Source organism: Sphingomonas changnyeongensis (assembly GCF_009913435.1).
Classification (GTDB): Bacteria; Pseudomonadota; Alphaproteobacteria; order Sphingomonadales; family Sphingomonadaceae; genus Sphingomonas_B; species Sphingomonas_B changnyeongensis.
Genome location: NZ_CP047896.1, coordinates 72225 through 97783, shown reverse-complemented (window position 1 = coordinate 97783; position 25559 = coordinate 72225). Strand labels below are relative to the sequence as shown.

Sequence of the window (25559 nt, the reverse complement as noted above, 5' to 3'; positions counted from 1 at the left end):
CTCTCCTAAAATTCGGCTTTCGATTCGACGTTTCGAGGAACCACGATGACGGCTCCCAAGACCACCGCGCAATCGGTCGTGCTGGATATCGAGAGGCTCCTTAGCGAAAGCTATGGGTCGGGCTTCACAATATTCAAGGAACTGGTCCAGAATGCTGACGACGTCAGGGCATCCAAACTGCTGTTGTCCGGCCACCAAGGTCATCCAGGCGCAGACAATCCCTTGTTGCAGGCGCCTGGTATCTTTGTTGCTAATGACGGGGCGGTAAGCAGCAACAATTGGGAAGCACTGCAACTGGCAAGCGGTGGCGGAAAGGCGGGGGAAGACCATGCCGTGGGGCGTTTCGGCTTAGGGCAAAAGGCGCTTTATCACTTGTGCGATGCCTATGCCCTGTTTGCCCGGCTCGACGGCGCGCCCACTCCAACCACGATGGTCCTCAACCCCTACGAGAATATCGCGCAAGCGGACCGGGCATTCGTCTGGAAAGACCTGTCGCCTAACGATGAAGCGCTGTTGACGCAGTGGGCGGACACGCATGGCTTCGGAAAAGGGCTCGTCCTCTACATCCCGCTTCGCACCCCTGCCTTGCGGCCCTGTTCGGGCCACGACTTCAGTTTGATCAAGTCTCATTGGACCCCTCGCGAAGCGCTGCGCGATATCATCGACAGCGAACAACTGCATTCCGCACTAAGCTGCCTCAGGCATCTCCAACAAATCGACATCGAGTGTCCCGGTGAGCGGCCGTGGAATTTTCGGGTGGCCCCAGGTTTTCGTCGTCTGGCGGGGCCAGGCAAGGCCGCCCAGGCGGCAATGCAGCCCGAAATCGGCGGAACTTTCACCGTCAATGGTGCGACGGCGCAAGTCCACGGCTGGCAAGCGCACGAACCTGATGGCCGCGCTGCCGAATTGCGAAAGTTAGACGACTGGCCGCTGGTTTGGGAGTTGGGCGGCCAGGTAAAGGAAAGCAAGGCCACCCCACACGGTGGCGCTATTGTCTCCCGGCATCCAGCAACGGCCGAGGTTGGTGCGCGTCTGCGCGTCTGGCAGGCTGTATATCTGCCTCTGGGGGATCCCAAAAATGCAAGGGCGGGGCGCCACAGGGTCCTGCTCGCCGAAGCTCCACTGGCAGGGCGCGAGCACATCGAAATCATTGTTCACGGCGATTTCTTTGTTTCGAGCGACCGCATCGATATCAAGCGTGACAACAGCATCGAGGCTCGTTGGAACGACGCCTTGCTTGCCGAAGCATCCCTGCCCAGCGTCCTCGATGCAATCGCACAAGCGATTGCAGCCATGCCAGCAGACAAGGACCGCGTCGATCTCTTGCGGACCCTCGCACTAACCCCATGGTGGTCCGAAAGGGCCCGGACTATCTGCGGTAACAGGGTTCTCGCTAGGGTCCGTGAGAACAGGGGCGAGGCAACGTGGCGCATCACTGACGCCGCTGGCCTGCGGCCGCTTCGCGAAAGCGAGACCACACGACCACGGCGCTTGGTATCGGCTTGGGACAGCTTTGGCAGCTGGTGCCAGTCCAACGGCTTCACGCTGGCATACGGCACAACGCTGGGGGCGGCGGCTCCGGCATGGACGGATCAAGAACTCTCGGAACTGATCACGGGCTTCGGTCTGGCCGCGTTCCGCGACAAAGATGCCGCGGAGACTCTCGCCGATCTTCTTGACCATGACGCTGCTTCGGTGGGCCCAAAGGCACGCACGGCGTTGGCGGACTCCTTGCGACAGGCTGTCGCTGCAGAAACGAAGTTGGCCCCATTTGCCCAGATCAAGCGGCTGACCCGTCACCTGCCGACCGAACGGCTGCTGATCCTGCCGAAAAGCGTAACTGATTCCGCCCTGCTAGCTCTTCTGGCAGGACTAGAATACACGCTTTGTGTGCGTGACGAATGGATGGCTGATGAGGCAGCCGCACCTTTCCGTCGGCTCGATCGGGTCGAGGTCGTCGCGATATTGGTTCTACTTGAGCCCATTCTGAAAATTCCTGGAAAGCAAGCTGACCAGGCGCTGGCAGTCGTCAGTGTGGTCATCAATCCTGACCGGGGCCTTGGCATTGCCCAGCTGTCGCGGGACAGTACCGCGCAGTCACTGAAAGTTATTCCGGTCGTCAGGGTCGCCAATGGTGGCGGCGTTCTCCTTTCCCCCAACGAGATTCATGAGCTGGTGCGAGAAGGTCGGCTTTTCCAGCACGGCCCCAAGACCCTTCTCGAAGGATTGGCCGCTGCGATTATCGAACCTGAAATTTACCAGGCCAGGCAGAACTTCCCGATGCCGACGGATTTGGCCTTGGCATCAGGCAACAGCAATAAAGACAAGTGCCAGATAGTCGGACAGTTGCGTCGTTTCGGCCCCATCGAGGCACGCATCGCTCTGCTTGAAGATCTGGGCAAATTGCTAGATGCGCAAGCTTTACGCCGCATCATTTCAGGTGAACCAGATCTGCCCAGGACCGCCGTGCTGGCGCGGATCACGGGTCTGGACGCGGCCTTGCTGTCGATTGTCCAGAAGCTTGCAAGCACTGACGAAAATGTCCGGCTACTCGATCCTCGTGTCGCGGATATAGTGAATCCACAAAAGGCGCGCGAGGCCGAAATCGAAGATCGCGACAAGGCGTGGCTGGGCGAGCAGTTGGCTCGGCGCTCGGCATTCGTCGAACCATTCGACGATGGACAAGCGATCGCTCTTTTGAAGTCCGGAATCTCGAATGACGTCCTGGTTAAACTGGCACTACACAAGGCGATGGGTGCAACAGGACTACATCGCGCCGCGACATTACTGATGGGTCGGCTCGACAACGTGCCGGTAGCCATGCGTCCATTGGTGCAGATCGTCGATCCTTGGCCTGACCGCGAAGCCAATTCAGTCCAACGACAACTGATCGATCCCTGGGGGGCGCTGCGCCAGATCGAATTGGCCCTAGAATCATCAAGCCCGCAGGCTTTCGCCAGTGAGATTGCAGCCGCCTTGGCCGATGTCGGCAAACTCGAGGAGCAGTTGGTCACGCAACTGCGCCAAACTCGATGGCTACCGGCTGGCAAGGACGGGACTGCGCCTTGCGATGTGCGTGATCTGTTGCCCTGCGCCCGCGAATTTTATGCGCAGAAGACCGGCAATGCTGCCCCTGTGGCGCCGACTGACCTGCCCGACGCCATCGTACAAGGGCTCGCACGTCATGGGCTGCTGGATGATCGCATCGCATCGTATCAGGTGACGTTGCGCGACCTGGCGGAAAGGATGCTGCCTGGTCTGGTCGTCGATGCGCTCAAGCACGAGGATGACCTGCGCAAGCTTGCCCTAGCCAAAAGTGTTCTGGGTGACGGTATCTGGCCACTGGTCGCAAGCGCGATGCGTGCCTTTCCTGAGGCCGAAAGCCTGCGGCAAGCGTTCGTCGGAATCCAATTTGTTGAGCCCGATATCGACGAAATCGTTGATCAGCTGAATGCGCTGGCAATGCTGGCGAATAGTGGCGGACAGGTTGGCGAGGCTGCGCGGCGGCTCTATTTTGCTGCATTCGATGCGCGCAAAGGGGAATTGCTGGCCGACAACGGCTTTTTGGCGCCTGATCTGCAGGTCCCCAGCGAGGCAGGGACCTTCGCCCGCGCTGATCAATTGGGGCTGCAGGCGGCTGGTATTGCGTCGTCTTCCCGTCTGCACCCCGCGCTGAAATTTGATCCGCCCGAAGGCTTCGTCGCTCCAGCGCCGCTATCGGACCAACAGGTCCGTAACGTCGATGCGGTGATCGGCAAACTGCTCGAACCGTTCGTGCTGTTTCAGGAATTGTATCCGACAGTGCAGATGGTCCTGGCAATGCTGGGACGCAGTCCAGCGATCAAGGCGGTGGCTGCCCGCTTTGCCGGCGATCCCTCATTCGAGACGATATGTGACGATCTGGACGAAGCCGCCGAAAAAACCCTCTCTGTTGGTGGCACCATTACCAGCCAACTTAGCCAGATTACTTTCACCGCTCAGCAGGTCGAAAATGGTCAGGCGCCGGTGCTGTCTGCAGCCGGAACTCTATGTGCAGTGCAAGCCACGGCAGGTGCGGAGCTGCTTTACGATTGCGTCAAGATGGGGCGGCGCCAAGGAAACCAAGGCGAATTTACCGAATGGCGCTTGACAGTCTCGCCAGTGATGCCGGCTGATCTCGAGCAGGCGACACATTTCCTTCGCAATTTCATTCGCCGCCTTGACGCGCCGCTGCGCATGACCATACAGAACCAGCGAAACGCGCTGGTGCATATATTCGATGGCTATCTGGCGTCGGACCAGGCGACGCTTGAAGAAGCGATAGCAGACATACGAGACGGACTAGCTGAGCGGATCAAGAAGCTTACTCGCAGTCCCTACCTGCTCGCGGCGCTCGAACGATACGATGCCGATTCGCGCAAACGCGGGCAGAACGAGGACGAGCGACGGGCTGCCGCCAAGGCGCAGCTGTGGCAGGCGATCCGTGAACCTCAGGCAGCCGGAGAGCTGCTGAACGCGGTTCGCGAGAAGATGAACAGACGAAACTATGATGCCTCGCGCGCACTGTTCGAACTTTTCCAGAACGCAGTCGATGCAGCGCGGCAGGGGTCGGGAAAATCAGACGTTCGGGTCGAAGTCCGGCGCGACGAAACCGGCCAGATCTGCCATCTGCGCTTCATCCATTGGGGCGGCCGATCAATCATCCCGGGCCGAATGCTCCGCCGCGGTTTGCGCGCGATCTCGATAATATGCTGGACATGGACTCGTCCGAAAAAGACGGAATGCACGGGCGGCACGGGCTGGGCTTCAAAACCGTACACATGCTCAGCAATGACGCGCGGGTGGCTAGCGGACGCCTGCGATTTCGCATTCTGGGGGGATGATCCCTGAGCCTTGGGAGGAGGGTCGCGCGCTGCAACAGCGGTATAATCGCACACTGTCGCTGGCCACGGTGATCGATTTACCGGTTCCAATCGAACTGGCCGATAGCGCCGCCATGGCGTGGGATGCCTTCGCATTGGTAGCGCCGTTCCTGCCAGTCACTGCGCCGGAAATCGGCCAGATTATCCTATGCGATGGTGATGAGCTGTCGTCCGGAGAAGCAAAGCCGCAGGATATTGGGCTGGGTCTGGCAATGGTCGACTATGGACGTGGCCGACGCGCGTTGCAACTCGATCTCGACGGCGGTTACCGGATGTTCGTTCAGATCGTCGATGGCTCGCCGGTAGCCTTTCCCCGCACATGGAGCAGACTTTGGAACCTTGTTCCGATGGACGGGGAGGTCATTGCCGGTGCCTGGTTGCTGAATGGTCCCTTCGAGATGGACCAGGGTCGGCGGGGGCTCCACGGCAAGGCCAGCGACAAGGTCGAGGAATTTCGTAATCGAGGCGGCCCGCTCGGGGATCGCCTGGTGGCTCTGCATGAAAACTGGGCCGAAGTGGCAGCCATCTCCGGATTAAATCCGGAAGGCCGAGACGCATTTTTCGATCGACTGGTCGATCTAATGTACACTGATATTGCGGACGAACTGACCGAAGCGCTGCACGTGCTGGAAGGCTGGTCGCCAGATACATCGGTGGGCCGACGGGGCCTGTCTACCCTCGTGGCGCAATGCTCAGTGGTACCTCTTGCTTCGGGTGGGCGAGCCTGTGTGGATGGCATCGACAGCGTCTACGAGCATTCGCTTTCGGACCCAGTCATCCTGCAACGTGTCTCGGCGTGGCTTGGCGAGTTTGGTCTCGGTGCAAATGCCGTAGACACTATCTGGGCGAACCGCCTGACAGAACTCGGCTTCTCCCGTCCGGCCAAGTGCGATCTTGGCGTTTTGGCTGAACGCCTGTTTAGTAGCCCGGACATATCGCCAGCCCAGGCGGCGCTTCTCGGAGGTGTGTACAACCCCAGTGCTCGCCAAGACTGGCCTAAGGAAGAGCGCGACCGTGTTGATCGAGCTATACGCGACGTCCGCCTCAAATCCGAAGAGGACAAATTCGTGTCGGCTACCCAGCTCCTCTTCCCTCAGGACGCGCGAGAGACACAGGAAGGGCAGGTCGAGCGTATGCGGGCTGGCTTTGCTCCGACGTCAGGGCGTTTGCATGCCGACTATTCTGGTGATGCCGTGGAGTTTGCTCAGTTGGCTCGTGCTTCGGTAGGCTATGTTCCGCGTGCAACTTTGAAGAACTGGTTGGACACAGCCTGCGGAGACTCGCGACGCGAACTGGCAGCACTGCAATACTTGGCGGCCCGGCCCAACGAAATGCACAACGTCCCCTGGCTGCAGTCCGCAGAAGCCGCTCGCGCGCTCCTCGCATTTGCAAAGCTATCGGCAGCTGAACAGCGCGTGATCATCGCCTTACTAAGCGATGAGGCTCCGTTCCAGCCGCCTGTCTATCAAGACGAGCCAGAACAGCTCCGCCCCGAAGAAATCCTCTCAGGCGTGGTCGAATGGTGGGATGAAAACCGCGAAGACTTGGTGAGCGCCTACGAGAAAGCCACCTATCGCGAATTGTGCGAACCTCAACTCCTGCGCGAGGACGACGACGAGGCCTGGTTCACCTTGCTTTCGCTTGGCTCATTTCAGACTCTGGGGCGGATCAAGCCGGGACAATCCAGATCTTTCGTTGAGCGCGGCCGGACGGAAAAGTGGTGGAAGGAGCTGGCTCACGTTGACCCTGACGATCCTGATCTGAAAGGCTACGTTGCGAGATTGATCGCCTGGAGCGAACCTGATGCCCCCGAAGACTATCTGATGTGGCGCCGCTGCCTCGGCGATATGTGCATGATCGCCCGGCACCTCGACACTTACCGGTCAATCTTCAAGAAATTGCCGGCCATGGTCCGCCAGGAAGGCGGTAAGGTGGCTCTGAGCAGCCTGCTGCGTCCGTCGAGCGACGCCAATGTTGCTCGGATGAACTTGGAAGGAGCGCCCATCGCCCGCTCGCTGGGCATGGGTGCCAACTGGATTGTGCGCGAATTGGCGCGGCGGGAAATCTACCCGCGGGAACATGCCCTAATTGTTCAGCCGTTCGCCTGGAGCACGCGCCTGCGCATTCGGAGCTTCATCGAAAAAATCGGTCTTGGTTCGATCGATTCCGGCATGGACACCGGCCGAGAACTGCATCGCCGGGTCACGGCGTTGCTGGATGATCCAATGCCGTTCGGCATTGACGGCGACCTGCCGCTCGAACTGTTTAACACTTGGCCCTATCCGCAGGCGCGCTCGAATCTCATGACGCCAATCCTGCCTTACGGCGATTTGGGAGGATTTGCAGCCTATGCCTGAAGCCTTGGCGGAGCTCCACCCGAACACCCCGGTCGTTCATGCCCAACATGGGTTTGGGCAGGTCGTGTCGGATGCCGGCGCAACCGTTGTGGTCCGGTTTACTGGAGCGATTCATGCCGTTCTGCGAGAAGAGTTGACGCTGGCGCGATCCCTGGAACTGGCGCTTTGTGACGGCAAGATCGATCCAAGTGGTGATGGCTTATTACGCGCCAGTGCCATGGCGATTCGCTCGATCAACGATCAATGGGGGGTGTTTTCGCGGTCGCGCGTACAGCTTTTGCCCCACCAGCTATGGGTCTGCCACAAGGTCAACCGAACCTGGCCGTTCCGCTGGTTGGTAGCGGACGATGTCGGGCTTGGTAAAACGATCGAAGCCGGGCTGGTATTGACGCCCCTGATTGCGCGCGCGCAGATACGGCGGCTTCTGGTTCTTGCTCCCGCCAAGCTTGTCCCGCAGTGGCAGAAGCGAATGCGCCAGATGTTCGACATCAGGCTCCACATGTATGATCGTTCAATAGATACTCCTGCCGCGGATTTCTGGGACACCGCGCAGATGGTTGTTGCCTCGATCCATACGCTGCGCCGGGAAGTTTCCGAGAGTCGCGCCGAGGGTAGCCGGTTCCTGAATGCCGACGCGTGGGATGCAGTCGTTGTCGATGAAGCCCATCACCTCAACGCCGACGAACGCATGGGCGAGACGCTTTCATTCCAGCTACTGCGCGCCATGGAAGAGCGCCGTCGGATCGGATCGCTGCTGCTGTTCACGGGGACACCTCATCGGGGCAAGGATTTTGGCTTCTTCTCGCTGCTCAGCTTGCTCGACGACAAGATATTCGGGCCAGACAAGGACGAGGATGCGCAGCTAGCTCAGTTGCCGGACTTCATGATCCGCAACAACAAGGCGACAGTCACTGATCTCAAGGGCGAGAAACTATTCACTCCGGTGACGGTGGAATCGCGCGAATACAGTTTCAATGATGCTGAACGCGCCTTCTACGATACTTTGAGCGCTTTTATCATCGACGGTCGGGCATATGCCTCGACACTCGACGGGCGAGCGCAGTCGGCGCGGATGCTGCTGCTGATAGCCCTCCAAAAACTGGCCGCCAGCTCGATCGCTGCGATCCGTAGCGCGCTCATTCGCCGGCGTAACAAGCTGGCGGCGGTTGCAGAACAAGCACGCGCACCGAAGCTGGTCGTGCCGCAATCCAACGAAGATGAGACCCTCGACGAGCGCGCAGAAGCGGATGAAAACGCCTGGGACAAGGTGCTGGCGGAACTGATGGAGGGCGAAGTCGCCCGCCTGGACGAGCTGCTCGAACTTGCTGAACCTATCGTGCGCGAAAATAAGGTCGACCGCCTCGTAAACCTGATCGATGACGAGGTGCCGGTGAATGAGCCTGTTCTCCTCTTCACAGAGTACAAAGCCACCCAGGCGATGGTCGTCGACGCTTTGCACGAGCGCTTCGGTCACGGCTGCTGCGCGTTCATCAACGGTGACGATCGGCTGGAAGACGTAGCACTCGCAAACGGTAAGCGCGGTCCGCGTGGATGGACACGCGACGCCGCTGCACAAGCCTTCAATGGCGGCGACGTGCGTTTCCTGGTTTCGACCGAAGCTGCTGGCGAGGGCATCGACTTACAGGACCGCTGCGCGACGCTGATCCATGTCGATATGCCCTGGAACCCGATGCGACTTCACCAGCGCGTTGGTCGGCTTTCGCGCTACGGCCAGACGCGGCCAGTGCAAGTCTTCATCCTGCGCAATCCCGATACAGTCGAAGCGCGAATTTGGGATTTGCTCAACGCCAAACTTGAGCGGATTCAAGCGGCACTTGATGTCGCTATGGATGAACGCGAGGATATCAGTCAGCTCGTGATCGGCATGACGGGGGCAAGTTCGTTCGAGGCACTGTTCGCGGGAGCGCAGGTTCATGGCCGCAAAGGACTGGATGGCTGGTTCGATAGCAACGCAGCGACAATAGGGGGCGAAGACCTGATCGATTCAGTTCGCACCATGCTCGGCAGCGTCAGCCGCTTTGATTTTGCCCAGGTGGGCCGCAACCTTCCCAAGGTCGATCTCCCCGATCTGGAGCGGTTCTTGACTCTGGCGATGGAGGCGAATGGGCGGCGTGTCATGCGACGCGAAGATGGCCTGGAAGTACTTGCTCCAGAAGCTTGGGCGGAAGCGGACTACGCTATCCAGGATCGCTACAAGGGCCTCGTCTTCGACAGAAGTGCCAAATTGGGCGGAAAGGATGCCCCGGTCCGTCTCGTAGGCGTCGGGCACGCCTTGTTCGATCGTGCCTTGCGCGATGGCGAAGAGCGCGAAGCCTACCTTGCTCATTGCGCAAGATTGGAAACCCCCTTGCTGATCGCCAGCATCGCCGACGAGGTGACTGGCCAAGGTCATTCGATCCAGCGCATCCTTGTGGGCGCTTGGCAAAGTTCAGATGGGGAAATTCACCTGCTGCGCGATTGGGAGCTGTTGCAGAAACTGAACACCCTCGGGCGCAGCGATCTCCCGGAGCCGCCTAGGATTAGCCGGGAGCCACTGGACGCCCTGCGGAAGAAATTGGTCTGCGCCCTCGAAGCCGAAGCCAAAATTATTGCAGAAGCAATGGTCCGGCCCATTGTCCGTGGCGAAATACTGCTTCTACCGGAGGCTTGATGGAATTGAACACCTGCGAGATTGCACCCTCTCGCAGGCAAAATCTCACCAGAATGCAATCGGTGACAATGGCGCTGCTGCTGCGGATCAAAGACGCGTTGCGCATCGCTGGTCCTGATTGAACCCTTCTAGCGAACTTGACGTGACCCCCTGATTTTCCTCCACGAGCGATTAGAGACTGGCCTGAAGGAAGGACAGATGATGAAGCGTGTGAGGTTTTCGGAGGAGCAGATTATCGGGGTGGTGAAGGAGGCGGAGGCGGGCGCGAAGACCGCTGATCTGGCCCGGCGGCCCGGGGTTTCGGAAGGAACGATCTACAACTGGAAGGCCAAGTATGGCGGGCTGGAGGTGTCCGAGGCCCGGCGGCTGCGGGAGCTCGAGAGCGAGAACGCGAAGCTGAAGCGGCTGCTGGCCGATGCGATGCTGGACAACGTGGCGCTGAAGGATCTGCTTTCAAAAAAGTGGTGACGCCCGTCGCGAAGCGAGAAGCTGCCGCTCATCTCCAGGCGTACCACGGGATGAGTGAGCGGCGGGCGTGCCGTGTCATCGATGCCGATCGCAAGAGCGTGCGCTACCGTTCCATCCGGGATGATGACGGTCCCCTGCGCGAGAAGCTGCGCGGGCTGGCCAACCAGCGACGCCGGTTCGGCTACCGCCGCCTGCATATCCTGCTGCGCCGAGAGGGCGTGATGATCAACCGCAAGAAGACCCAGCGGCTGTATCGTGAGGAAGGGCTTGCGGTAAGGCGACGACGCAGCCGCAAGCGCGCTGTCGGGACCAGGGCACCGGCTCCGGTGCTGGCGCTGCCGAACCAGCGCTGGAGCCTGGACTTCGTCCATGACCAGATGGCTTCTGGCAGACGGTTCCGCGTGCTCAACGTGGTCGATGATGTGACCAGAGAGTGCCTGGCAGCGGTGCCGGACACCTCGATATCCGGTCACCGTGTGGTGCGCGAGCTGGCCCAGCTGATCGCCCAGCGGGGCAAGCCCGGCATGATCGTCAGCGACAATGGCACCGAGCTCACCAGCAATGCCGTCCTGGCGTGGTGCGGTCAGATCGGGGTAGAGTGGCATTACCTCGCTCCCGGCAAGCCGATGCAGAACGGCTACGTCGAGAGCTTCAACGGTCGCATGCGCGACGAGCTGCTCAACGAGACCCTGTTCATGAGCCTTGCCCATGCCCGGATCGAGATCGCGGCTTGGGTCGAGGATTACAACCGGGAGAGACCGCACTCGGCCTTGGGATACGCTACACCGGCGGCGTTCGCCGCCGAACTGAACAAGCAATGGCCTGCTTCGCTCCGCCCTTCGGGCTCCGCTACGCAGCCCATTGCTTCAACCGCGCCGATGCGCAAAACAACCTACCGGCTCTAATCCCAGCCGGAGGAAAGCTGGGGGTCACGTCAGCGGTTGCGGCCGGCGTACTCAAGCCGCCCGTGAATGGCCCGGACGGGATCAGCCACGTCGAGCTGGCTGAGTGCGATACCTAACCCGCGTCGGAGTGGCCAAGATCGCGCGCGTCACTCCACGACAGGATAGTTCGGCATCGGCCATCCGTGGTCGGGGTTGTCCATCATCAGGTCGATGAAGATGGGCAGCAAGCATCCAAGCAGCGATGCGCCGTCGCGAACCTGGTCGCGGTTGACGTCGCTGTTCCAGGTCGCGCCGCCATGCACAAGCTGGTTGCGCAGGACATAGAGGCGATCGAAGAGGATCGACAGGATCCTGACAGTGTCGTGCTCGCGCAGCGCATGATTGATCGCCGTCCTGCTGCGCTCAAGCTTCTCTGCCCAATCAGCATAACCTGGGACGCCATTCTGATGCTGCCAGAAGGGGTGATAAACATAGCGGTTGTCAAGAAGAAGGCGGATTTCTTGGCTGAATCGTTTCCAGACCATGTCGTAGATCCGGTGCCGGGAATCGAATCGCACGAGCGTCGAGAAAAAGGCCTGAAACAGCCCGCGTTCGCTCTCCGGCGGAGGGTAGGCTGCCGAAGCTTCGATGTCTCCGGCGTAGGCTGCATTGAAGCCTATCCAGAGAAGGATGAAGCGGACATCGAAGTCATCAGACTCGGCCTGCGCTCGCCGGAGCCATGACAGTGATCGGTGTACACGAAGAGTCAGGGGCGTCGAAAACCCCTCACGCAGTCGCCGTTGCTTTTCTTTCAGCGCCTCAGGATCGAGGGGATCAGAATACGGCATTTCGAAACCCTAAAGACAAAGCGTTTTGTGACGGACGTGCCTCGACAGGACTCTGTGCAGCATATGCCTCTATCCTTGCAACAGGATCTGCGACCCTCGCCGGGACTTGTCTTGCTTGAGGAGGGTCCGGTTAAACAAAACCCAATCGTCATCCCCTGCAATAAGGAGGTCAATCAGGATCCATTTTGGTTCCGGACTGGCAAAAACAGAATCGGACTGGTGCTTTCGTCTCTTGACGCTTCAAGCCATTCGCGACCCGATATCTCTTGTCTATCGAGCTCGTATAGCGTCTCGGCGCAAGAAGCGGCAGCAAGTTCGCGTGCGCGAGCGGCCCTAACGGTAGAGCGTAGCTTGTCGGCTAGCTCGTTGGCTTTCTCCTGCCATTCCGGCGTAGCTGCTGTTTCGGCGCGTTTCATGCTGGCGAGGGTCATCCGATCAAGGCGTAACGATCCGCCGAGCGCAACAAGGGTGTGCGTGTGGGTCGTCGCTGCTTGACGAGCGATGTCGTCTTGGCCCGCAGCGAGCCTTGCCGTAATCCGCAGGCCAGACGCCAATGCGTAGGCATCCAGAAAGGGCTCGATTTCCTGATGATCGCCGGCGCTGCCAATCTCTCGAGCGCGCCTCTCGAAGCTATCTGCAAGGAAATGAGAGTCGCGGGCGATGGCGGTCCATTCGGATTGGGAGGCAGACGGAAGCCAAGCTTCTTCCACTTGGCTTGCCAATGTGCGAAGTCGTGTGAAATCGTCCAGAATCATCGAAGTCTTGAGAGCTTCAACGCCCTTGGCGATTTCAGATATGCTCGGTAGGATAGCGTCTATCTTTTGTTCGACCTGACTGATGCGGCGCATCAGCAAAGCGGTTCCTGCAATCGACACCCCAATCGATATACCGCTCAACGCGATATTTGCGATCTGCAGTGACTGCATGAGTGAAAGAGCTGACTTTATCTGTTCATTCTGAACGATATTGACAGCCTCAAAAGCAAGGCCTGGAACATCGAGGGGGCTTGAGGTCAATAAGGAAGAAAGGCGCGAAGTCTCTTGCAAGTGTCCGACAATCTGTCCTGACGTAACAGAACGTAGTATTGATCCGTATACGCGATATTCACCCGACATAACGCCAGACATCAAATGGTCGGGAACTTTACGCAGCAGCGTGTTGGTGAGAAGGTTCATCATATTTTCTTTGCCCGCTTTGCCGTTTGCTCGAACTCAGACGCAATTCGCTGCAAGACTGCGGGCGATTGTTCGCTGCCCTCGATCAGAAAAGAAACGATAAACTGTCGGGCCCGCTTTTGCAGGCGAACCGAGGACCGATCCCGAATCTTGGCTGTGTTAACGACACCGGTTGCAATACCAACGCCAGCAATAGCGCCGCCACCGAGCAATATCGGCCAACTGATTGCGGTCGTGCTAATCAAGCCGAACAAAGCTGTAGAGGTGGTTACGGCCACGAAGGGCAGCGCCACCGCGCTGGCGGCGCCGATTGCTAATGGAGCTGCGGCAGCTACGATATCGCTTGCTCCCTCGAAGGCACTCTCTGGATTTTCGGTGTGTTCTGGCCCTCGTGACCAAACGGCTTGCTCCTCAACAAGTTCGAGCAAGGTGGAGTTCGCCCGCTCAACGATCTCGACGGCAACCGACTCTGCCACGCTTCGGACTCTTGGTGCGATCCGCTCATGGATAAAGGCGGCAGGGTTGAACAAAGAATTTTTGAGGCTCGCCTGGGCGATCTCATTATTGGCGAAAACGATAAGGTCTCCGGCGACCTGATTAAGCGTTCTGGCTGCCTCGAGCGTATTGTCGGACGCCCATTCATCGATCCTTTGGCCAGCGAAGATCCGGTTGAATAACCCCACTATCACCCTCAAACCCCATGGTCTTAGCTCAGCCCGAGCAGTTTTTTACGATAAGGTCGGCTGGCGCAAGCGGCGATCCTTGTTGGGTGTGTCGTTGTGGGAAAGCGGGGAAGGCAAGCCAACGGTATTGGCGCGTTCGTCAGGTCGAACAGGCGGCATCTTTGGGTTCGGAGCATCCGCTCGATAAGCGCGGCTGCTGACGGGCTGGCAAAATGATGACGCGATAGAAGAGCAGGGGCGTCGTTGCGAGTGTCCGGCGAATAGCGGTCAAAGCCAAGACGAGAGACTCGAGCGTGTCTCGTAACCCCATTGAATGATTGAGGTGAGGGCACCGACCGAATCACGTGACGTGCAAGCTCAAAGATCACCAGGCGCGAGAAAGGGATGCTGAAAGAGGCGCCAGGTCATGGGGGTGTTTCGAAGCAGTGATAAAATCCCGCAAGCCACGCTATGCGAGGCAAAAGCGCCCATGCAGTTCGTGTTGGTCCTCGTTCCAGACAGCCCGCATAGGGGCTGGTTCGGTTATTGTTCAAAATGCTCGGCAGGGGGCTTTGGCGAAATGAGCGAGGTCTGCGCGACACATGCCTGAGCAAGAGCCGAAGAGCCTTGTTGGCGCTTTAGGTTGGCTGTGACAGGCTGGCGCCATGTGCAACCTGTACCGCATGCGCGAACCTGCAGCAGAGGTCGCTCGGATATTCGAAGCGGTGGGGGAGGGGGCGGTTTTGATCCGGCAAAGGATCTCTACCCCAAATCGCTGGCGCTGGTGGTCCGTGCAGAGGGAAAGGGGCGCATAGTGGACCTGATGCGGTGGGGGTTCCCGCCGCCGCCGTCGGCTCGCGCCCCGGTCACCAATGTTCGTAATCTCACCAGCCCGTTCTGGCGGACGGCTCTTTGCAGACCCGAGAGGCGGTGCCTGGTGCCGGTGACTGCATTTTGTGAATGGGAGGGGCCGGCTGGCGCAAAGACCAAGCGCTGGTTTTCGGTGCCGAGCCGTCCGGTGTTCGCCTTCGCCGGTGTGTGGCGACCGACCGAAGAGGGTACTGCCTATTCCTTTCTCACCTGCGAACCCAACGAGCTGGTGCGGCCCGTGCATCCGAAGGCCATGCCGGTGATCCTTCAGGACGAGGCCTATGAGACTTGGCTGACCGGGTCGATGGAGGAAGCGGTCAATCTAGCGACGCCTTTCCCGTCACAGCTGATGCGGATGGAATGAAGTCGCCCAACGACCTAAGGTCCGGCCATGGCTGTTGTCTTTTATCCAGCGATTATCGAGCGGGGGGCTCAAGGCTTTGGCGTCACCTTCCCCGACCTGCCCGGCTGTGTGTCCGCCGGTGGGACCGTGCAGGAGGCTGCGCTTAATGCCGAGGATGCTCTCGCTGGCCATCTGATGGTGATGTCTCAATCCGGGGAGGCGATCCCAGGGCCGTCAATGCTCGACGGTCTTCAGAGCGACGTGGAGGTTCAGGAAGTGGCCCGCATCCTGGTGCGCGCGGATCGTCCGGGCAGAGCGGTCCGCCTCAACATCACGATGGATGAAGGGTTGGTAGCAGCGATCGACCGGGTCACGAGCAACCGGTCGGGTTTTCTTGCCGACGCAGCGCGGGCTGCTCTGTCAGGTCGGCGCTGACCCATGCTGGTGACCCTGGCCGCGATGGCTCTATGCATTGTGACTGACGGTGACAGTTTGCGCTGTGGTGCGGAGCGCATCCGCATTGCCGGCATTGATGCTCCGGAGATCCGGCGCTGCCCCCGACACAGGACCTGCACACCGGGCGACGGTCGTGCGAGCAAGCGGGCGCTTGAGGCCCTGACTGCAGGCCGGGCCTTGCGTGTCGAACGTGTCGGTCGTGACCGCTATGGGCGGACGCTTGCCAAGGTCTATGTGGGGCGCCTGAACATTGCCTGCGCGATGATGGCGCGCGGCTATGCGGTGCCTCGATATGAGGCACGGTGGACGCGGGAATGTCGGTGACCTGTGACCAACCCGAAGACCGCCCGCCCAAAGACCGTGCGCGTGTTTCTTAAGGTCGAACGCTGGGGGCCTTGTTCGTTCTTCAGCCACTTTGCGCCTGCCTCAAGCCGATCGGCACCCGCCGCGATATCCGGATTGTCCGGTTTGATCACCGCCAATCGCCCTGAGGTTGCGGCGATAGTTCTCGTGGTAGCGGCAAACGAGCCGGTTTTGTCGTGCCTCTGGCCGCATCGATCGCCATCCCCTGACATCACAGTGTCCGCCGAATTGCTCTCCTCGATGCGGAGCCTGAGCAACAGTCTGAGCAACAGTCTGAGCGCGCTTACGGCAAATACGGATGCACCGTCTGTGTTGACGGGACAGGCGAGTGCTCAAGCCGCGTTGCATTCTGCCGGCATGGAGCAGACCTGATTTGGTCGCTACGACCGTGTTGAGCATCCATCACCATCCTGGAGCCTTGGGTTGGCGGAGCAACTTGCCGATCGGCCGGTTTGCTCGATCCTTCTGGAGGCGTAGCACCCGGTAGGCGAAGAACAGATCCAGGCCCTCTACGGTGAGCGTTTCGTGGCCGTCGATGGTGCTTTTCCCTGAGACGTGCAGCCCCTGAGAGGAAAGGCCCGCCATGAGCTCCGCTTCAGCCTTGCTCTCTGTGGTGATGGTGATCCTGGAGGCCTTCATCGCGTCCGATAGAAAAGCCTCGCCTGGTTGATATCCCAGGGCGGCAGTATCCCTCACTGACATGATGCTGATGTCGGAGACCGATACAGATAGCTTTGCCGCGATGCCCGGCTGAAGCCCGAGATATTCGGCGAACCGAAGCTCGAGGCCACGACGCGCGGCGCGGTTCAGGATCAACGAGCTGAAGCTCCGACGGGTGATGACGTTGGTGCTCTCGGTCCCTGGCCCCGCGGGTCCCTGTCCCTGCAGCCAAAGGGCGCCGATCGGCACCTCGGAGGAGGGAGCGTCCATGATCTTGTATCCCCCGAGTAGGGGACGGGCGCCCAGCCGGTTCGTCACAGCAGCGCACCCGGCAAGGGTGCCGAATGCCGCGAGGACGCTTGCGACCTCCATGCACCGGCTCATCATGGTTGCTGCTCCTTGTAGCTTGCGAGGAAGGTCTCTGCCTTCTGGGTGAGCCTGCAATGGGGGTGCCGTGCCTTTCTGAGGCCCGAGACCAAATGGGCGCCCCGCGTCCGGACTGACTCCGAGGTAGCTGGCGGCAATCGAGTGAACCGTGCGAACGCCATTATGCGCTTCAGCAGCATGACCCTCTCCGAATCGTCATGTGCCTAGCGTCGTATTCATATTCCTATTTGTCTAGGCAATTCCTCTCTGGCATAGGTATGTGATGAGCACTGCCGACCCACGCGCTGCACTCGATCGCCTGATCAAGGAGAGAGGGGAGGATTATGCGGGCTTGTCGCGGCTGCTGGGACGCAATCCGGCATACATCCAGCAGTACATCAAGCGCGGTGTGCCGCAGAAGCTCGATGGTGACGACCGGCTTACCCTTGCGCGTTACTTCGGCGTGAGTGAGGCCCTGCTGGGTGGGTCGGATGAGCAATTGCCTATTGCGCGGTCAATGCCTGGCACGGGGCTCGTGCCCATAAAGCGGCTGGATGTCGGGGCGTCGGCCGGTGCCGGCGCCTCGGTCGACGGTGAGCATGGCTTGCATCCGGTCAGCTTCGACGCGCGGTGGCTCAGGCAGCTGGTCGCCACGCGGATAGACCAGCTCTCGATGATCAGAGTGCAGGGTGATTCCATGTCGCCAACGCTATCCGATGGCGACGAGATCATGGTGAACCAAGCTGACGCGGCAGACAGGCTGCGGGACGGCATCTACGTCCTGAGGCTGGACGACGCACTCATGGTGAAGCGGCTGGCACTCCATCCGGTCTCTCGCGAGGTCGCGATCCGGAGCGACAACCCTGCCTATCCAAGCTGGCCGAACTGCAAGCTGAGCCAGCTGGCCATTATCGGTCGCGTCGTCTGGGCAGGCCGCCAGTTCCGCTGAGCGAGAGGCGGAGAAGCGGATCATCTCGCCATCGTTCTTGCCCTGCTTCTGGCCTGCGGCTGCAGTGCCATTACCCCGCCTGATCCCAATGAGCCCGCGGTGTAGAGATCCTCTCCCGCGGCACATCAGCCCGGGCTGCGCACCTGCTGCGCTCCGCCTAGGGCAGGGCTGCAAAGTCGCGTTGATGGCCTTGCACCATCTCGCGGAGCCTCGCGGGCTGGAGCACCTCGACTGACTTGCCCCAGGAATAGAGGTGCCAGCACATTTCGAGGTGCCCGGACGCGCGGAACCGCACGATCAAGGAGCCGTCGGGTTCCTCATCGATCTGTTGCGTGGGATGAAAGACGAACCGCCGGGCATGGTCTGCGGCGTCGGGTGAGAATCGCCAGACCACATCATCGTGCTCGGCTTCACTCTCGTACGAGCCAAACCCTTTCTCGGCGTGGGCCCGTATGTTGAAGCCAGGCTCGAGTTCGAAGCTCTCGGGGAGGACTTCAGCCGAGTAGATTTCCTCGACGCGGTAATGCTGGAGCTTCCGGCCTTTCTTGGCAGTATCGCGGGCGACCAGATACCGGCGGACCCCAAGCAGCAGCCCGTGCGGGGCAACGATGCGTTCGCTTGGGCTATCCTGCTTGCGCTTGCGATAGGCGATCCGAAGCAGGAAGGGGCCTTTCAGGGCTTCTGAGATGGCGGCATTCACCTCATGATCCGAGGCTGGCCGCGGACCAGGGCGCGCTGCATGGCCAAGGGCTTCAAGCAGTGCTTCCTCATCCACGGCAAGCCGTGTGCCGGCGCCCGGCGGCAGCAGAGCGCGCACCTTGGATTGCAGCTGTCTCAGCAATGCGGCCTCGGCTTCGAGCGCGTGCGTTTGAAGCTGGGCGATCGCGGTTGAGAGTGCGGCAAGCTCGTCAGCCGAAGGGGTGAGGAGGGGAGCGATCGCCCGCGCATGGATGTGCCATCGCCGCTTCCGGTCTTCGCCATCTTGGGCCTCGGTCTGTGGGAAGGCGGTCTGGAGGGCGTCGGTCATCCGCTGTGCTGTTCGGTGGGAGCAGCCCCATTCCTCGACGATCTCCTCGAGCGACACGCCGCTGCGCCGCGTCGCCATCATCGCGAGCTTGAGCAGCTCCTGACCCTTCGCAAAAGACATTTCGGCTCCCCGACAGCTTCTGTCACCCTTATGCGACATGATGCACCCAAGGGGAGTGTGAATGCTCAAGATTGATGGTGGGCTCCGGCTATCGGCGTCGGACCTGATGCGGTTCAAGGGTTGCAGGCACGCGACGACGCTCGATCTCCGCCTGATCGAGGTGGGAGATATCAGGCCGAGGGAAGACAGCGCCGAGGCGGAGCTGCTGCAGCTGCAGGGCGATGCCCATGAGCTTGCCTATCTTGAGCAGCTGCGTGCAAGCGGCCGGCGGGTGGTCGAGATCCCAAAGGCGCGGATCTCGCTACAGCAGTCTGTCGAGCTCACGCTCGAGGCGATGCGCAGCGGCGCGGACGTCATCTTCCAAGGCGCCCTTCTTGAGGGCGAGTGGGGCGGATATTCCGACTTTCTGGAGCGTGTAGAGCGCCCGTCGGCGCTTGGTCCCTGGTCCTATGAGGTGGTCGACACCAAGCTGAAGCGAAAGCCCGATCCCAAGCACGTCCTCCAGCTTTGTCTGTACAGCGATATGGTTGCCGACCTGCAGGGGGCCGCACCGGATGCGGCGCATCTGCAGCTCGGCGATGGCACGCGCTTTACCGTTTGCTTGGCCGAGGTGTCGGCTTATGCCCGCTATGCAAGGCGGGCGCTGGAAGCGTTTGTGGACGAACGACCCGCGACGCGCCCGGATCCGGTCACGGCTTGTGGGCTATGCAGGTGGAGCGATCACTGCAAGGCGCAATGGGAGGCGGAGGATAGCCTTGCTCTGGTTGCGGGCATCAGCAGGTCCCAGCGTCAAAAGCTGGAGGCTGCGGGCATAAACACGATGACGGCCCTTGGGGCCTATAACGGTCGGGTGCCAAGGATGGCACTCGAGACACAGCGACGGCTTGTGGCCCAGGCCCGGTTGCAATCAGCGCGCCGTGCTGGTGGTCCGCCGACATTTGAGCTTCGTGCCCTTGAGCCGGGCAAGGGTTTTGGCCTGCTGCCTGCACCGGATGCGGGTGATGTCTTCTACGACATTGAGGGCGATCCCTATTTCCCGGGTGGGCTAGAGTATCTCCACGGCCTCTGGTTTCGCGAGGGTGACGAATGGTGCTTTCGGGCCTTCTGGGCCCATGATCGTGCGGAGGAAGGTCGTGCAGTCGCTGAGCTGCTGGATTTCCTCGTCGATCGAATGCGCAGATATCCGCAGGCGCATATCTATCACTACGCCAACTATGAGATGGCAGCGCTGAGGCGGCTCACGGCCCAGCATCGCACGGGCGAGGCAGCAATGGATCAGCTGCAACGGGAGCGCCGGTTTGTTGACCTCTTCAAGGTCGTCTCGGGTGCGCTTGTGGCCTCTGAGCGGGGCTATTCGATCAAGGATCTCGAGGCCTTCTACATGGAGAAGCGGGCGGCGAGTGTTGCGACCGCCGGCGCGAGTGTCGTGTTCTACGAGGAGTGGCGCCAGACGGGCGAACAGCGGCTTCTCGATGAGATCCACGAGTACAACCGCACCGACTGTGTTTCGACCCAGCTGCTTCGCGACTGGCTGGTGGGCACGGTCAGGCCGACGGCCTTGCCTTGGCCGACGCTTGGTGCCGTTCCCGATGCAGGCAGTCTCTCAAATGTAGCGGCCGAAGACGCCGAGCTGGCAGCGCTTGAAGCGCGCTTACAGCCGGTTCGAGCGCGCCTTGGCGAGCAGGTGGCTCGGCTGCTTCTCGATCTCAGCCAGTTCTACAAGCGCGAGGATAAACCGACCTGGTGGGGCATTTTTGACCGCCTTGCTCAGGATAGCGAGGAGTTGCTCGACGACCTTGAATGCATTCAAGGGCTCGAGGCGGTGGGTGATCCGGTCAAGGTGACCACCAAGTCCTGGGAACGTACCTACCGATTTCCGCCGCAGGAAACGAAGCTGCGCGCCGGTCAGTCGCCATGCGTGAAGCCGGCGGATGCGCCTGAAGACGTTATTCTGCGGTCGATTGATCATGAAGCTGGCACCCTTGTCCTGCGGCGCTCGACTGCCAAGGGCCCGCTGCCAGACCGGCTCGACCTTCTGCCCGAGAAACCGCTGCGCAATGATGTTCTCAAGGACGCCGTGGCAGCAGTCACCGAGGAGATGATTGCCAACTCCGGCACACTCCCCGCGGTCGAGCATTTGTTGACGCGGTCGCCGCCCGTTTTTCGCGACGGCCCCCGGCCAGATGGGGTGATCGGGGAAGAGGGCGATCTCCCGGTTCAAACCAGTCGCGCTATTGGGGCGATGGCTGGAACCACGCTTGCCATTCAGGGACCGCCCGGCACGGGCAAAACCTATGTGAGCGCTTTGTCGATCGTCGACCTTGTCCGTTCGGGGGCCCGCGTCGCGGTCTCTTCGAACAGCCACAAGGCGATCAGTAATCTGCTGGCGGCTGTTGCCGAGCGCGCACGGGCTGAGGGCGTCGAGTGCCGGATCGTTCAGAAAGCCTCTGACGATGGCGAGGGTGACGCACCTGGGGGGATCGTGCTGGTCAGCGACAATGAGGCGCCGGAGATAGCGGCGGCGCATGTCGTTGGTGCGACAGCGTGGCATTTCGCCCGGTACCCGGCTCCCGCGTTCGAGCACCTGATCGTGGACGAAGCCGGTCAGGTTTCACTCGCCAACATTCTTGCGATGGCCCGTTGTGCTCGCAACATCGTGCTGGTGGGAGATCCGATGCAGCTGCCTCAGCCGCTGCAGGGGAACCATCCGGGGGATAGCGGGCGGTCTTGTCTTGAGTATCTCCTTGACGGTCATCGTATTGTGCCGGCCGATCGCGGCATCTTCATTCCGGTCAGCCGCCGGATGCATCCAAGGGTCTGCGGCTTCGTCTCGGCTGCTGTCTATGAGGGACGGCTGCGGAGTGACGATGCATCGGCACGGCAGACGCTGGTTACGCGATCGGGTGAGGATCTGGTCGGCGCCGGGATGCGCAGCGTTTTGCATGTTGGGCGCTCTCAGGTCAGCCCGGAGGAGATCGATGCGGTCATCGCTCGGATTTCCGAGATTGAGGGTTCGATCTATCGCGACCGGGACGGGCGGGAGCGTGAGATCGGACACGCAGATGTTCTGGTGGTGGCGCCCTACAATGCGCAGGTGAACGCGCTCAGGGCTCGTCTTCCGGCTGCGGTCCGCGTCGGGACTGTCGACCGATTTCAGGGGCAGGAGGCACCTGTGTGCTTGGTGTCGATGACGACATCGAGCGGTGAGGAGCTGCCCCGCGACATCGCGTTCCTGTTCTCGCTCAACCGGATCAATGTTGCAGTGTCGAGAGCCCAGGTGGCAGCGACGGTGTTTGCCAGTCCCTCCCTGCTTGAGACGCCGTGCCGCACCGTGGAGGAGATGGTGCTCGTCAACACGCTGTGCATGCTTCACGAATATGGGGGTGACAGATTTTGACGCCGCCGGGCGGCATCATGCGCTTATCGCTTCACAGGAGATGCGCAATGACCGGTTGGAGTCTTCGCTTTCGAAACATTGTGGATGTTGATGGTCAGCTGCTGGCCCTCGACAGGGATGTCGTGGACCCTGCGACGTTGCTTGCGGCGGCCAATCGGCCGGCGGACCGGCAGCTTTGGCTGCTTCGTGCGGGCGAGCGTTTGCTGGTGCAGGCGAGCCAGATGATCCGCCTGAGCGCGGATGAAGTGCTGTTTTTCGAAACGGCGGATGAGCGCGGATCCCGGTCGGAATGGTCGGCCATGCGGCTGGCTGCGTAACCGGGCGAGGCGTTTGCGTCGGGCTGCGCTCTGGCGGTGCGTCGTGTCGGCGCGCTCGCGCTGTGGTGGCTATCTGACCTCTCCGAGCATCGCCAGCCCTCATTGTGAGATTTCACGCTTGGGGGGCGCGTCCCTCCAAGGGTTGTCTTGGGCTTGTCTCGTTTGATCACATCAGCAGGCGGGACCAACAAGCGCAAACGCCGCGCTTTCCACGCATGCCTTTGTAGCTATGATCGTGCGACTGTGGGGTGTTCTCGCACAAGAAGAAAATGTCCGATGCATGACGTTGACCATCTGCGACACGTAACCCGTTTCTCGCCAGCGATGCTCTGGAAATGTGACTCACAGGGAGACTGTGTATACGTCAATGACCGATGGTCGAGTTACACGGGGCAAGACGCAACTGATGCTATGGGGAAAGGTTGGATCGAGATGGTCCATACAGGAGACCGGCCCGGCGTTCATGAATACTTCTTTTCGAGTGCGAAAAAAAGAGAGGCTGTTCTTTTGTTTTTTCGTGTACGTCGATCAGACGGACAGTTTAGAGAAGTCATTGATATCGGAACGCCTATTGAGGAAAGCGGTGGTAATTTCCATGGCTATGCAGGTTTCATTGTAGAGGTCGAATCACTATTCTCTACCCGAAGCCTCATTAGTTCGGGTGGTGACATTATTGGTGATGCTCTTCGTGAGATGTGTCAGCCGCTGACGGCGATAACGAACTTTTCGTCGTCGCTTATGTATGGGTTGCAAAAGGGCGAGCTGGATTTGGAGAAGGCGCGCCAAATCGCGCAACAGATACATTCAGCGTCTGTCCGGGCAAACATATTTGCCAAACACATTAGGACATAGCGGGGCACTGCAAAAAACGCCGATACTGTGCTTACTCCGGTCTGGACTGGTGGCTCAAGATCGGAGGCGATCAGCATGACTTCGTCATAGAAATAGGGCTTTTTGCGTCGTTGCTTTGGCTTCCTCGGGGTCTGTATCTGGGTCCCTCACAAAAGGATCAGTCGACAGGATTCGATGCCTGAGGCATCGCCATTGCGAGCAGGGCGCCGGCTGAGACGAGGGGAATGAGAGACAGCGCTATCGCGCCGGCAGAGGACAGAAGCGAACCGCGCACGTGTTTCGAACTCCGAGGATTAACCCAGAAATGCTCAGAGCAGATGTGGGAATGGCGCCTTGGTTTCCAAGGCCGAAGGCAACACGTGGCGCGAGTTCTGCTCTTTTCCGATCGTGAGGGCCCGCCAACCTACATGCCGCAGTTTGAGCAAAGGCCGCCGGAGCAGAGGCAAAATGACCAAGAATGGGTAGGCCAGGCTAGTGCGGGATCTCCTGGCCTACCCAGTTGGGGCGCTGCGACCAGGGAGGTTAGACCAGGGTCGGGTCTTGGTCGCATCGTAGCGGCAAGCAGATGACTCGGGCAGATCATCGCTGCCGCGGTTTGGGCATCGCACGATCATCAGCCGCTTGCGCTGCTGCCCTTGCGATTGCGGCACCTCGATTGCGGCCGGTGCACGGCGTCGTAACTGCCGAGAGGGCAACGTTTGGTACGCCTCGTACCTCTTAGTTCGAGGCAGTTCAGATCGTATTTGGGCATCCTTTTTCTCGGGCGGCGCTTTTCGTGTCCGCCAATCACGCCCTGCTGTGACGGTATGCCCGCACGGTCATACCAGCCCCGGTAGGTTGGGCACCCGTCGATTACCGACCACCAACCGCATGGGGCTGTTGTTAGGATCAGGTGCGCGGGCGATGAACCTTTCTACCAATGCGCATAAGGCCAGTAAGCGTCCGATCTGACCCATATTGCGTGGCAACTTCTGCTGCGCGAGGCGGGGAGCACTCAGGAGTGTCCTTTCGCACTCCGAAAGGAGAGTGCGGATGAGCCGGATGGAGGTCATCACCCATGTGGAGCGGCGCCGGCGCTATTCAGACGCGGAGCGGGCCGCTGTGCTGGCGCAATGCGACGCGCCGGGGGCCACGATCGTGGGCGTTGCTCGGCAGCTGGGGATGTCGCCTAGCCTGATCCATGGCTGGCGCAAGCGGAAGCGCGAAATGGTGCTGTTGACGGGCGAGCCGCTCCAGTTTGTCCCCTATGGGGAAGTGGCGACCGGCTCCGATGTAGAGCCCGCCGTGGCTCTTCGGGGCGCCGAGGTGGCTGCGCCATTCCGCGCCGCGGGGCGCGAGGCAGGGCCGACGCAGGAGGAGCTGATACGGCCGAACCCGGGCTTGCGACCCGGTGGCATCTACATCGACCTGCCCGGTGGGGTGCGTCTGTCGGTCGACACCTACGTCAACGAGAAGGCACTGGCCCGCGTGCTGCGGGTGCTGCGGCAAACGGCATGATCTCGCTCCCGCCCGGCACGAAGGTGTACCTAGCCAGCAAGCCGGTGAGCATGCGGCTCGGGTTCGATGGCCTGGCGGCGCTGGTGTGGCCGCTGTTCGACCAGGAGCCCTATGGCGGGCACGTCTTCCTCTTCCGCAGCAGGAAGGGCAGCTATCTCAAGGCGCTCTATTGGGACGGCACCGGCCTCTGCCTGTTCTCCAAGCGCCTTGAGCGTTTTCGTTTTGTTTGGCCGCCGCTGGTGAATGGTGGCGTGGTCCTGAGCGCAGCGCAGTTCGCGCTGCTGATCGAGGCGATGGACTGGCGTCGCACGGTGGCACCGGAAGCACCTCGATTGCCCGTCCAGATGTAGCGGAAAGCAGCAGAAATCCGCGCATT

Annotated in this window: 19 protein-coding genes and 1 pseudogene; 15 read left to right on the top strand and 5 right to left on the bottom strand. The window is 60.5% G+C overall.

From position 1 onward, the window contains the following. The first annotated feature begins 45 nt into the window (after positions 1-45). The 6 genes and pseudogenes from GVO57_RS14370 to GVO57_RS14355 all read left to right on the top strand — a co-directional run bounded on the left by GVO57_RS14370 (position 46) and on the right by GVO57_RS14355 (position 11302). Positions 46-4869 carry a sacsin N-terminal ATP-binding-like domain-containing protein gene (locus GVO57_RS14370; RefSeq protein ID WP_160594097.1) on the top strand — a complete coding sequence of 1608 codons (4824 nt, stop codon included), beginning with the start codon at positions 46-48 and terminating at the stop codon, positions 4867-4869. Next, positions 4859-7258, top strand: coding sequence for a hypothetical protein (locus GVO57_RS14365; protein WP_160594096.1), 2400 nt, complete (start codon positions 4859-4861; stop codon positions 7256-7258). The genes GVO57_RS14370 and GVO57_RS14365 overlap by 11 nt, the downstream gene beginning before the upstream one ends. Continuing rightward, positions 7251-9929 (top strand): DEAD/DEAH box helicase, encoded by a 2679-nt coding sequence (locus tag GVO57_RS14360; protein WP_233281599.1) that lies wholly within the window; start codon positions 7251-7253, stop codon positions 9927-9929. Before GVO57_RS14365 ends, GVO57_RS14360 begins: the two co-directional genes overlap by 8 nt. Beyond that, positions 9929-10051 carry a hypothetical protein gene (locus GVO57_RS15325; RefSeq protein ID WP_268830450.1) on the top strand — a complete coding sequence of 41 codons (123 nt, stop codon included), beginning with the start codon at positions 9929-9931 and terminating at the stop codon, positions 10049-10051. The genes GVO57_RS14360 and GVO57_RS15325 overlap by 1 nt, the downstream gene beginning before the upstream one ends. A gap of 76 nt (positions 10052-10127) precedes the next feature. Further along, positions 10128-10283: pseudogene (locus tag GVO57_RS15200) on the top strand (transposase); the annotation flags it as partial. Beyond that, a complete protein-coding gene (locus GVO57_RS14355; protein WP_233281617.1) occupies positions 10250-11302 on the top strand; it encodes an IS3 family transposase in 1053 nt (350 codons plus the stop codon). The pseudogene GVO57_RS15200 and the gene GVO57_RS14355, both read left to right, overlap by 34 nt. A gap of 146 nt (positions 11303-11448) precedes the next feature. Here the strand turns inward: GVO57_RS14355 and GVO57_RS14350 are convergent, their stop codons facing one another. The 3 genes from GVO57_RS14350 to GVO57_RS14340 form a co-directional block, all read right to left on the bottom strand. Beyond that, complete coding sequence (locus GVO57_RS14350) at positions 11449-12129, bottom strand: HEPN domain-containing protein (protein WP_160594095.1); 681 nt, start codon at positions 12127-12129, stop codon at positions 11449-11451. A gap of 173 nt (positions 12130-12302) precedes the next feature. After that, positions 12303-13307, bottom strand: a complete 1005-nt coding sequence (locus GVO57_RS14345) for a hypothetical protein (protein ID WP_160594094.1) — start codon at positions 13305-13307, stop codon at positions 12303-12305. Continuing rightward, the gene (locus GVO57_RS14340; protein ID WP_160594093.1) at positions 13304-13987 is read right to left on the bottom strand and encodes a hypothetical protein; all 684 of its coding nucleotides are present in this window, start codon (positions 13985-13987) and stop codon (positions 13304-13306) included. Before GVO57_RS14340 ends, GVO57_RS14345 begins: the two co-directional genes overlap by 4 nt. Before the next feature lie 628 nt (positions 13988-14615). On the opposite strand from GVO57_RS14340, the gene GVO57_RS14335 reads away from it, so the two are divergent. Genes GVO57_RS14335 through GVO57_RS14325 form a run of 3 tightly spaced genes read left to right on the top strand, consistent with a single transcriptional unit; the run spans position 14616 to position 15959 of the window. Next, positions 14616-15200, top strand: coding sequence for an SOS response-associated peptidase (locus GVO57_RS14335; protein WP_327785568.1), 585 nt, complete (start codon positions 14616-14618; stop codon positions 15198-15200). Between the two features lie 27 nt (positions 15201-15227). Then, positions 15228-15614: a type II toxin-antitoxin system HicB family antitoxin gene (locus GVO57_RS14330; protein ID WP_160594092.1), complete on the top strand. Its 387-nt coding sequence runs from the start codon at positions 15228-15230 to the stop codon at positions 15612-15614. A gap of 3 nt (positions 15615-15617) precedes the next feature. Then, positions 15618-15959, top strand: coding sequence for a thermonuclease family protein (locus GVO57_RS14325; RefSeq protein ID WP_160594091.1), 342 nt, complete (start codon positions 15618-15620; stop codon positions 15957-15959). Between the two features lie 441 nt (positions 15960-16400). Here the strand turns inward: GVO57_RS14325 and GVO57_RS14320 are convergent, their stop codons facing one another. Next, complete coding sequence (locus tag GVO57_RS14320; protein ID WP_160594090.1) at positions 16401-17030, bottom strand: hypothetical protein; 630 nt, start codon at positions 17028-17030, stop codon at positions 16401-16403. Between the two features lie 277 nt (positions 17031-17307). Between GVO57_RS14320 and GVO57_RS14315 the strand changes: the two genes are divergently transcribed. Next, positions 17308-17973 (top strand): S24 family peptidase, encoded by a 666-nt coding sequence (locus tag GVO57_RS14315; protein ID WP_160594089.1) that lies wholly within the window; start codon positions 17308-17310, stop codon positions 17971-17973. A 157-nt stretch (positions 17974-18130) separates the two neighbouring features. On the opposite strand, the gene GVO57_RS14310 is transcribed toward GVO57_RS14315, so the two are convergent. Further along, positions 18131-19120, bottom strand: a complete 990-nt coding sequence (locus GVO57_RS14310) for a helix-turn-helix transcriptional regulator (protein ID WP_160594088.1) — start codon at positions 19118-19120, stop codon at positions 18131-18133. 61 nt (positions 19121-19181) lie between these two features. Here GVO57_RS14310 and GVO57_RS14305 point away from each other — a divergent pair, with 61 nt between their 5' ends. The 5 genes from GVO57_RS14305 to tnpB all read left to right on the top strand — a co-directional run bounded on the left by GVO57_RS14305 (position 19182) and on the right by tnpB (position 25533). Next, positions 19182-22517 (top strand): TM0106 family RecB-like putative nuclease, encoded by a 3336-nt coding sequence (locus tag GVO57_RS14305; RefSeq protein ID WP_160594087.1) that lies wholly within the window; start codon positions 19182-19184, stop codon positions 22515-22517. A 47-nt stretch (positions 22518-22564) separates the two neighbouring features. Further along, complete coding sequence (locus tag GVO57_RS14300; RefSeq protein WP_160594086.1) at positions 22565-22834, top strand: hypothetical protein; 270 nt, start codon at positions 22565-22567, stop codon at positions 22832-22834. Positions 22835-23110: 276 nt separating this feature from the next. Beyond that, positions 23111-23686 carry a PAS domain-containing protein gene (locus GVO57_RS14295; protein WP_160594085.1) on the top strand — a complete coding sequence of 192 codons (576 nt, stop codon included), beginning with the start codon at positions 23111-23113 and terminating at the stop codon, positions 23684-23686. A 1032-nt stretch (positions 23687-24718) separates the two neighbouring features. After that, positions 24719-25183, top strand: coding sequence for a transposase (locus tag GVO57_RS14290; protein WP_160594084.1), 465 nt, complete (start codon positions 24719-24721; stop codon positions 25181-25183). Next, complete coding sequence (tnpB, locus tag GVO57_RS14285; RefSeq protein WP_160594083.1) at positions 25180-25533, top strand: IS66 family insertion sequence element accessory protein TnpB; 354 nt, start codon at positions 25180-25182, stop codon at positions 25531-25533. The genes GVO57_RS14290 and tnpB overlap by 4 nt, the downstream gene beginning before the upstream one ends. Positions 25534-25559: the final 26 nt, after the last annotated feature.